Source organism: Shinella sp. GW835-FHT14H05 (assembly GCF_058793575.1).
Genome location: NZ_JBXAFY010000026.1, coordinates 43142 through 52817 on the forward strand (window position 1 = coordinate 43142; position 9676 = coordinate 52817).

Annotated in this window: 8 protein-coding genes; 6 read left to right on the plus strand and 2 right to left on the minus strand. The window is 57.1% G+C overall.

The window, feature by feature from the left end:
- Positions 1-68 precede the first annotated feature (68 nt).
- From AC1Q6Z_RS33640 to AC1Q6Z_RS33660, 5 genes are all read left to right on the plus strand, one after another.
- The gene (locus AC1Q6Z_RS33640) at positions 69-1148 is read left to right on the plus strand and encodes a LacI family DNA-binding transcriptional regulator (protein ID WP_492650540.1); all 1080 of its coding nucleotides are present in this window, start codon (positions 69-71) and stop codon (positions 1146-1148) included.
- Between the two features lie 498 nt (positions 1149-1646).
- On the plus strand, positions 1647-2048 hold the full coding sequence (locus AC1Q6Z_RS33645; RefSeq protein ID WP_492650541.1) for a DUF2177 family protein: 402 nt from the start codon (positions 1647-1649) through the stop codon (positions 2046-2048).
- A gap of 56 nt (positions 2049-2104) precedes the next feature.
- Complete coding sequence (locus AC1Q6Z_RS33650) at positions 2105-5359, plus strand: DEAD/DEAH box helicase (protein WP_492650550.1); 3255 nt, start codon at positions 2105-2107, stop codon at positions 5357-5359.
- Positions 5360-5432: 73 nt separating this feature from the next.
- Positions 5433-5915 (plus strand): pyridoxamine 5'-phosphate oxidase family protein, encoded by a 483-nt coding sequence (locus AC1Q6Z_RS33655; RefSeq protein WP_492650542.1) that lies wholly within the window; start codon positions 5433-5435, stop codon positions 5913-5915.
- 66 nt (positions 5916-5981) lie between these two features.
- The gene (locus AC1Q6Z_RS33660; protein ID WP_256121467.1) at positions 5982-6284 is read left to right on the plus strand and encodes a hypothetical protein; all 303 of its coding nucleotides are present in this window, start codon (positions 5982-5984) and stop codon (positions 6282-6284) included.
- A gap of 100 nt (positions 6285-6384) precedes the next feature.
- Here the strand turns inward: AC1Q6Z_RS33660 and AC1Q6Z_RS33665 are convergent, their stop codons facing one another.
- Positions 6385-7662 carry a GGDEF domain-containing protein gene (locus tag AC1Q6Z_RS33665; RefSeq protein WP_492650543.1) on the minus strand — a complete coding sequence of 426 codons (1278 nt, stop codon included), beginning with the start codon at positions 7660-7662 and terminating at the stop codon, positions 6385-6387.
- Between the two features lie 521 nt (positions 7663-8183).
- Complete coding sequence (locus tag AC1Q6Z_RS33670; protein ID WP_492650544.1) at positions 8184-8531, minus strand: hypothetical protein; 348 nt, start codon at positions 8529-8531, stop codon at positions 8184-8186.
- Between the two features lie 711 nt (positions 8532-9242).
- Between AC1Q6Z_RS33670 and AC1Q6Z_RS33675 the strand changes: the two genes are divergently transcribed.
- Positions 9243-9676, plus strand: a 434-nt coding sequence (locus AC1Q6Z_RS33675; RefSeq protein WP_492650545.1) for an ImuA family protein, incomplete at its 3' end; no start/stop codon positions are given.

The following is a 9676-nucleotide window of genomic DNA, read 5'->3' on the forward strand; positions in this document are numbered from 1 at the left end:
TAAATATTAGTCAATGGAAGAATTTTATTAGTTGATGTAGAAATCCGACCCGTGCAGTGGGGATAGCCATGAGCGGTCGGAAGACGAACAAGCGTGTGACGATGATGGATGTCGCCAAGGCCGCGGGGTGTTCGCAGGCCACGGTGTCGGTTGTCCTCAACAGTGTCACCGACATCAAGATCTCCCCAGATCTCCGGACGCGGGTGCTCGATGCCGCACGATCCATGAACTACGGCGTGGGAAGTCCAATCCGGCGCGTTGGATTGGACGATCTGCGCGGCGGTTGCGTGGGCTTCATCGTGGACCAGCTCGCGACCACGCCAGAGGCGGTCAATGCTATCGAGGGCGCACGTCACGAATCCTGGGAAAACGACGTGACCATTCTCGTGGCACAGACCCAGGGCAGGGCGGAACATGAACAGAAGGCTTTGGCCCGGCTGCTCCAGGCCGGCGCCCAGGGCATCGTCTACATGTCGATTTTCACTCGGCGCGTCTCGCTGGACCCGGTTTTCAACGACCTTCCGGTCCCTCTTGTCCTGCTCAACTGTTATACCGGTGACCATCGCTTTCCCTCGGTGGTCCCCGACGAAATCAACGGCGGGCGAATGGCCACCGCCTCGCTGGTGGGGCTTGGGCATCGGCGTATCGGCACGATCATTGGCGAGACCTTCATGGAAGCATCGCAGGATCGCCTTTTCGGCTACAGGGAGGCCCTTGCGGAGGCGAAGATCCCCTATGATGACAGGCTCGTGGTGGAGGGAAACTGGACCCCCACGTCGGGGTTCGACGCAACGCAGAAACTCCTGGCGCTCGCCGATCGGCCAACGGCGATCTTCTGCCAAAACGACAAGATGGCGATGGGCTGTTTCAGCGCCGTCGCAGAAGCCGGGCTGCGCATCCCCCAAGACATCTCCGTCGTCGGCTACGATGACGATGAGCTTTCCCGTCACCTGAGGCCGCAGCTCACGACGCTTGAACTCCCACACCGACCGATGGGAGCCTGGGCTCTGCGGCAACTGGGCAGAACGTCTCCCACCAAGGGATCACATCGTGTTCATAAAGTGGGTTGTGCCTTGATCGAGCGGGCATCCTGCCAGGCGATCCTTGAGGGTAAATCGTCTTTCCAGCCTGCGCCACCACGGAGGTGACCGGGAACCGGCGTTCACGGTGCGGTTCTCGCGGCGCTGGAGAAACCTGATTTAGGAATGAACGGTTCAGATCTTTTCAAGACCCGAGCGGGGTGGCAAGAGATTGCTGAATTCAAACACTGCAAAGATAGTGGCAAGCTCGCTGTCTGAGGCGACTTGAACGCTCACGACACCAACCGCGGTGATGACTAGTAGGCCCTGCCTTGGGTTTGTCGACGCTAAGGAATCTTAGTGCCGGAGAAACCAGTTCGAGGCGAGGTCTTACACGTTTCAGCAACGTGATCATTGCAGCGCGTACCTGACAAGCCAGCTGGTCGACAGGTTTGAACCGCGGTCTAACAAGCGCGCTCAATTCCTGAATGTTGGAGGAACACCCAATCGATCTACGAGTTATCGCGCAGAGCGAGATATCACGAATAATATAGAGCGGCGAAGGCTGGGTTTGCATCCCTCCGGATACACCCGCAAGCCAGCGTCGTAACACGGAAAGGTGCAATAGTGAGAACATTCGGAATTGCCTATATTGCAACCCTCGTGTCGTTCCTGGCCATCGACGCCATCTGGCTCGGCGTCGTGGCTCGCGAATTTTACGAAGAGCAGCTCGGCGATCTGATGCTTCCATCCCCTAATTTTGCGGTCGCCGCAGTTTTCTACCTGTTCTTCGCTGCAGCGATCGTCGTGCTGGCCGTTTGGCCCGGGCTTGAGGCTAGATCGCTGTGGACGGCAGCGGGCTACGGCGCCGTGTTCGGTCTGGCGGCCTATGGAACCTACGATATCACCAATCTGTCGACACTGAAGAATTGGCCGATCTCACGCAGCATCGTCGATATGATCTGGGGGACTGTGCTGACAGCGATTGCAAGCGTGAGCGGCTATGCCGTCGCTCGACATTTCGCATAGCTCTGCTGGTGTAAACCATTTTTTGCTCCGAACAAAAACTGGAGATTGGCTTGCGCGTGTCCGAGTATTCAAGCTTCACAAATCAGGCGTTATCCGCCCCTGTCCAAATCTCAAACGCGTTGATCGCCTCAAAACTGGTCGAAATCATGCATTCCGATCCGCGCCCGCATGTCTACATCGCGCTGACGGGAGGTAGGGCAGAGCGGATCGCAAACGCAGCCGGATGTTTCGGTCCGGATATCGAGATTGTCCTACTGCCGCCATGGGACTGTCTTCCCTACGATCGCGTCGCGCCGTCCAAACAGGTGATGGGTCTGCGTATGGATGCGCTCCGTGTCTGGCTGCAACCCTCGTCTAAGCCGAGGCTGCTCATCACCTCATTGAGAGCGGTGCTGCAGCCAATCCCACCTTTTTCTGTCGTGCGGGAAAGCGAGGTCACTCTCGAGGTTGGGCAGCCATTTAATCGTGACTTATTCAGAAAATTCGCGCTTAGAACTGGTTACTCGGAGGAGGCGCTTGCCGACGAGCCTGGCGAGCTCGTGTTCCGCGAGGACGTTGTCGACATTTTTCCCGCTGGTAGCCCAGTTCCGATGCGGATCGTGCTCGACGGCGATGACAGGATCGAGGAGCTACGGTTTTACGACGCTGAGACTCAGCGAACCACTGAAACGGTCGATCAGATGACATTTGGGCCGGCTTCCGAGCTGATCCTCAGCAGCTTCACAGACGCCGCCGATAGTCGTCCCGTATCTGTCGAAGAGCAACTGCTGAAAACTTACGGCACAATGCCGAAGCTCGTTAGTGCCGTCGATGGTAGTTTGCTGTCCTTACAGGAAGGATGGGAAAGCAAACTCGACGAACTCATTGCGACCGTTCAGGACGCGACAGAGGCCCGTGCACCGTCAAAGTTGGGCACGCGCCGCAAACCACGTACCTTTTACCTTCACCGGGATGAGTTCCTTCGAGAGATCGCACGTTTTGACCGATTTGACATCGATTACGCCGACGCTCGTCCACAAGGCTCGATTGAAGGGCGCAATCGCCGAAAAGCCTTGGTCAATTTTGTTGATCAGCGGAAGAAAGCGGGCCAATCTGTGGTGCTCGCCGGCTGCGGTCGCTCAATGGGAAATCTGGTGCGCGCCGTGGCACAGACATCAGATGTGATGGCAGTGAATGATTGGAAGGCGTGCGTTTCAGCGCCGGCTGGATCCGTGTTGACACTGAACTGCGAATTGGACCGAGGCTTTGCCATCGACCACATTCAGGTCGTGACGACTGCGGACGTGCTGGGCGAAGAGACCGATGAGATCGATACGTCGTCATTGTTGAATGAGCCGCAAATCCAGCTTGGTGACGTCGTGGTTCACGAGGACCACGGTGTCGGGATCTTGCAGGGGCTCGAAACGCTTGATGTCGAGGGAATCCGTCAGGACGCGGCGCGGCTCAAATATCGGGATGGCGGCTCCATCCTCGTGCCGATGGTCGAGTTCGGTAAGCTGTGGCGATACGGATCGTCGCCCGAAACAGTCACACTGAACCGCCTGCAAACCGGGGCTTGGGCGAAACGTCGGACCGCAATTGATACGGACATTAAAAAAGCAGCGAGGCACCTGCGTCGACTTGCCAAGCTGCGTCGCCAAATCACCGCGGAAATGTTCATTCCCCCACAGAAGGCTTACGCCGACTTCGTGCGGCGCTTTCCCTATGCGGAGACAGCACATCAGTCATCGGCCATTCGCTCGGTCTTGCAGGATTTAAGCTCTGGAATGCCGATGAATCGTCTCGTCTGCGGCGATGTCGGATTCGGCAAGACCGAAATTGCCTTGAGGGCGGCGGCCGCAGTCGCTTTGTGTGGCGCGCAGGTAATTGTCATAGCGCCGACCACGGTTCTGGCCCGTCAGCATTATCTCACATTCGAGCGTCGGTTTGCCAACACGGATGTCAAGGTAGAGATGCTGTCGAGGATTGTCGATCGGAAGACGGCAGCGGACGTAAAGGCCGGATTGGCGTCAGGTGACGTCGGCATCGTCATCGCTACGCAGGCGGTTCTTGCGGAGGATGTTCAATTCGCCCGGCTCGGGCTGCTGATCATCGATGAAGAGCACAAGTTCGGCGCGCGCGACAAACAGGCGATGAGATCGCTTTCGCCCGCATTGCATCTGCTGGCCATGTCAGCGACACCGATCCCCCGGACGTTGCAATCGGCGATGATCGGTATCCAGGATGTCAGCATCCTTGCGACGTCGCCATCAAAACGTCGGCCGGTCAGAACTACACTTGGGCCATTCGATCGCGCTTCCATGCGTGTCGCGCTGCTGCGCGAGTTTCGCCGCGGCGGGCAGAGTTTCGTTGTTGTACCGCAAATCGAAGACATCGACGGCGTTCACGAAACGCTGAAAGACCTCGTTCCCGAGCTATCGGTCCGCGTCGCACACGGTAAAATGAAGGCTGCAGACCTGGACGAGGTCATGGTCGGATTTGGCGACGGCGATGGGGACGTTCTCCTGTCCACCAATATCATCGAAAGCGGGCTCGATATCCCGCGTGCGAACACCATCTTCATTTGGCGGGCCGATCGATTTGGCCTGGCTCAGTTACACCAGCTTCGGGGCAGAGTCGGACGTGGTCGGACCCAAGGATCTGCAATGCTTTTGTCAGAGGACGACATCTCGGAAGAAACGCGCGCGCGCCTCTCGACCATGGAAGCCTACGATCGCTTGGGCGCGGGCTTTGCCTTAAGCATGCAGGATCTCGACATGCGCGGCGCCGGCGATATTGTTGGAGACGATCAGGCAGGGCACATGAAACTGCTTGGCGTCAGTCTATATCAAAGACTCCTAGAACGCGCGGTGCTGGCGGGCGGAAAGCAGGGATTTCGTGAACAACAGGATGTTGCAATCAATATTGGCATCACCCAATCGATACCCGAAAACTATGTGTCGGACGGCACGGTGCGGCTGAACCTGTATACTCGATTGCTTCGCGCGATTGATCAGGGTGCCCTGGATGAACTGGAAGACGAGTTCGACGACCGTTTTGGCGAGCTGCCTGATGAGGTCTCCACACTCATCCGCCTTGCCAGACTTCGCGTTGCGGCCGCTGCGTATAGTGTCTGCAGGATCGATGCTGGGCCTCGCGGCTTGGCGATGAGCTTTTCAGGTAATCCCACCCTAAAACAGCGCGCTGCGCTGACGAAATTCTGTCAGGGCGAATACCGGGATCAGCGGCTCGTTTTTACAGTGGCGATGAATGACGGCCCACAGTGGCTTCCATTCCTGGAGAAAGTCTTCCGACAGAGAGCGCCAATCTGACCTGCAGCTGGCTACCTTCAAGGAACTTCCTGCATTATCGACCGTTTTCTCCAGCCACTATAGGAGAAAACGCATGGCGAATGTCGAAGATGAAAACGAAAAAGTCTGGGAGCTCGCCAAAAAAATCGGGTTCTGCATGCTTACCACCCAATCCGGTTCAGACCTGAAGGCAAGGCCAATGTCCGCTCATGGAGAGCGGATCGAGAATGCCTTCTATTTCCTGACGGACGTCGATAGTCACAAGGATGATGAGGTCGCTGAGCACCCGAAGGTCTGCCTGGCGTTTGCGGACTCAAAGGGGCAAAAATATGTATCCATCTCCGGCGTCGCCGAGGTGCGGAACGACCGCGAGAAGATCCGCGACCTGTGGTCGACGCCCGCAAAGGCTTGGTGGGACAGCGCCGACGATCCGTTGATCCGCATCCTGAAGGTCACGCCGAACTCTGCCGAATACTGGGACAGCCCTGGTACAGTGATCAGCTATATCAAGATGGCGGCGGCGGCGGTTACCAACACAAGACCAAATCTTGACGACAATGCCAAGGTTGAGATGTGACAGCGCAGGCGGGCAGACCATGCCCGCCTTACTCGCAGATCCTGACATGTTCGATGAGGGCCGTCGATGACTGATACCTTCAAGCCAACAGCAGCAATGGCCGAGCAGGCGGCAAAAGGGTTGGGATTGCGCGAGAAGTTCAAGCGGGGCGGGACCGAAATCGGCGTGGCGCGGGCTCGCGATCTGAAGAACCAACGTGAACTCAGCCTCGCCACCGTAAAACGGATGAAGAGCTACTTTGCGCGGCATAAGGTCGACAAGCGCGCCAAGAATTTCGGCGACGACGACAATCCGTCCGCCGGCTACATTGCCTGGCTTCTCTGGGGCGGAGACGAGGGCCGCGACTGGGCTTCCAGCAAGCTGAAATAGCGCTCGTCGGCTACATGCCAAACAATTTGAGAGTTATCAGCATGGCGAACAAGCGCAACAAAGGCGAAAAGTGCAAATGTGAAACCAGCCGAGGTCAAGCTTACGTGGATGCCGTCGATAACTTAGGCTTGTAAGCGATAACACGGTTCCGGCCAGCCTTCTTTGCATCGTATAGGGCTTCGTCCGCACGCTGCTGCAGCGCCTCGGAAGATAGACCATTTGCCCCTCCGTCTACGATCGCGACCCCGATGCTGACTGTAACATATGGTGCGACCGCAGACCGGGGGTTGGGTAGGGAGGCGGCCTCGACGCGGCTACGAATTCGCTCTGCGACCGTGTCCGCGTCCTGATCGCTGGCTCCGCGAAGAAGGACGAGGAACTCTTCACCGCCGTAGCGCCCGACCTGATCGCGCTCGTCACGCAAACTGCTTTGGATAATACCTGCCACTTTTACAAGGCAGCGGTCGCCTTCGGCATGGCCCAGGCTGTCATTGAGCTGCTTGAAGTGATCGACGTCACACATCAGGATCGCTGTCCCCTTAGCCTGCTCGAATTCTCCGGTTCCAACACGATGAAGCGTTTCCATCATCCAGCGGCGGTTGGCGATTCCAGTCAGCGCATCCGTCCTTGCCAGCAGTTCCAGTCGTGCATTAGCGTCCATCAAATCGGCCAGGCGAGCGCGATCACGCAGTTCAAGTAGAAAGGTCTTGTGGGCGAGAAGGTTAGCGGTGCGGCGAGCGACGACCGTTGCCGCGACGCCGCTTGCAAAGAACAGCGCGCCGGCGAGTGCGCTCCCCCGTGCGACATCCGGGTTTTGCACTTGCAGCACGAGATAAAGCCCGAGTGCAGCTGCGGCAGCCGAAATTGTCCACTCGAGTGGAACTGGGAAGATGATGATTGCACTCACGGCGACGAACAGCATGATCGTGAGGTGGCGTTCGTAATATTGACCACCAGCTTCGACGCCGACCAGTGCGACCGACAGCAGGATGAGAAGAACGCCGAGATGAAGAGCGGTGGCCTGGATCCAGCGCGAGCGCGGCTCCAGGAAGACGACCGCTGTGGCAAGTGCGGCGGGCGGGAGGATTGACGCTGGCTTGAGCATCGCGACAACGACTTCGGTCGGGAGCAGCGCGGCGTTGACCGCAAGTGTCAGAGCGTCCAGCACCACCACCCAGATCATCCAGGCGCGGATAATCTTCGAGAGTTGAGGCCATGATCGTAGGTGGAAAAGGCGGGAAAGTTCCGAGTTCAAGCGAATGTCGCGCGTGCGCCCTGCAAGAAGGCGGTCGACTTCGCCGATGACGGTCGGCGTTGGCCGTTGAAGGGAGGAAACCCCACTCTTCGTTGAAGGCGCTGATGTTCGGCGAGCGTCCATACACTCGATCTAGGCGCATAAATGTCGAAAACAAGAATGTCGGGCGGTTTCGCGAAAAGCCAGCTCCACAGGCTTAATGTTTGATTTCGCCTCGCGCTAGCACGGCATAATGTTCCCAGATTTGCACACAATGCCAATAGCGTCGATCGTCTCACGGTGCCCGTTCGAAAGGAATTGGTCGCAACACGAGACCGAGCCGGCCACCTCCACAACAGAACAATGCGAGGCCAGCCTCCGACGATCACTGCGCGCGGAGAGTGCGCTTTGGCCGTGCCGCGATGAAGTACGCAACGATTGACGAGTTCCATAACTGATATTATGAACCTAAGCTATTGATATTGTTGATGGTTAGCTGTTGGCGACTCTGGGAATTTTTGAGATCTCCATGTCGTCGAAGAGGAAATCGTGCGGCCGCTCACTCACTCGAAATCCACATGGCGCCTTGCTGCGAAGGTCTCCGGCCAATTTATGATATTGCGGCCCCATGCGAGCACACAGGGCCTACTGAATAGTAATTTTGTTTAATCGCTCAGGTTTGATGCGGTCAAAAAGGGCAGGATCTCAAAAAGCGCGTTGTCTCGAACAGCGCCACGCACTTGCCCAGTGTCCTTGGCATTGTCCAGAACGATCAACCGATCCTTGTCGCGACGCATGCCTGCCGCATGCCACACGCGTGCAAGAAACTCCGCGGCGTCTTCTTTGCTTCTGACAACAACAAATGTTGTGTTCTCATTCCAATAGTCGGCAGGACCAATACCCGACTGTATGGCCTTTTCGCATGCGGAATATATCCGGTTATAATCCTCCCTTTCCTGAATTGACTGCCCCCAACCGATTTCGAAAGAGACCAGGAGCGCATTTTTCATCATGTGAACCCCCATTCACGTTTTTCTTCAGAGTCTTTATTCGCCTGTCGCGATGCGTTGCTACTGGTTGTCATCGACAAGCTATCTTTAGTATGCGCTCTGTATTCAAGGAAAGTTTAGCGCCTGATCGCCTCGTATTAATATTAATGCGGGCGGTTAATATGCATGTCCGCTGCTTTAGGCTGACTTTTCTAAGCGACCCATCGTGGCGACGCATTATGTCTTGAGTGGATGTGCTGGTGTCCACCTTCGCATGGACTTTGCATTTCATAGGCTTGCCAAAGGGTCGGGGGCACGGATGAGAGTGTGGTAGCGTATCAGTCGCAGCGAAAATATTCTGATGCCTCACTAAGAGTGGACCTCGTGCTTTCGATGAGGCATTGACTCTTCTCTCGCTCGGAACATACTAAGAACGAACCGGCGATGCGGACGCCAATCTGACAATCAGGGAACTTGATGCCTGCTGTGGCACGACACAGGAGAATGACGAATTGCGCCCGCTCGAACGAGGAAATGACACCGCAAATCCGATTGATGAGGCGCTCGCCTGGCACGATGGAGACGCTAGAGCCACTATCGAGACCCTGTTGGCCGACTGTGGACATTTGCGCCAACAGGTCGAGCTTGCCGACAAGGCGATGAGCCGGGGCTTCACGAGGGGCTGGCGTCCCCAGGCCGATCGGAATAGGTCGCCTGACGAGAAAGGCGCATAGGATGCGGCAGAACGCGGCCGTTATCGCCGAGCTTCAAGAGCAGATCGACAAGATTGCCGGCGGTCATGCTCGGAAACGGAAACGCTTGCCTTTTGGCATTCCTGAGATCGATGACCGCTTGAACGGCGGCCTAGCTTTCGGCTCGACGCACGAGATAGCGGGCGGCGGCATCGACGCGGTAACTGGCGCTACTGCACCTGTGTTCGCTGCCGGGATAGCTGGACGCACCACAGGGCCAGTGCTGTGGTGCGTGGTGCGAGATGATCTGTTCGCCCCCGCCATTGCGCAGGCAGGGCTCTGTATGGGCCGGGTGACATTCGTGCACAGTGAGAACGAGGATGGAGTCCTCGACAGCGCAGAAGAGATACTGCGGTTCGGAGGCGTGGCGGTGATGGTTGCCGAGCTTGTGCGCCTGCCAATGGTGGCATCTCGCCG

Bases quoted from the DNA above. Each gene is read 5' to 3' on its own strand.
- AC1Q6Z_RS33640 (WP_492650540.1), top strand. From the start codon at position 69: ATGAGCGGTCGGAAGACGAACAAGCGTGTGACGATGATGGATGTCGCC.
- AC1Q6Z_RS33655 (WP_492650542.1), top strand. From the start codon at position 5,433: ATGGCGAATGTCGAAGATGAAAACGAAAAAGTCTGGGAGCTCGCCAAA.
- AC1Q6Z_RS33660 (WP_256121467.1), top strand. From the start codon at position 5,982: ATGACTGATACCTTCAAGCCAACAGCAGCAATGGCCGAGCAGGCGGCA.
- AC1Q6Z_RS33665 (WP_492650543.1), bottom strand. From the start codon at position 7,662: ATGGACGCTCGCCGAACATCAGCGCCTTCAACGAAGAGTGGGGTTTCC.
- AC1Q6Z_RS33670 (WP_492650544.1), bottom strand. From the start codon at position 8,531: ATGATGAAAAATGCGCTCCTGGTCTCTTTCGAAATCGGTTGGGGGCAG.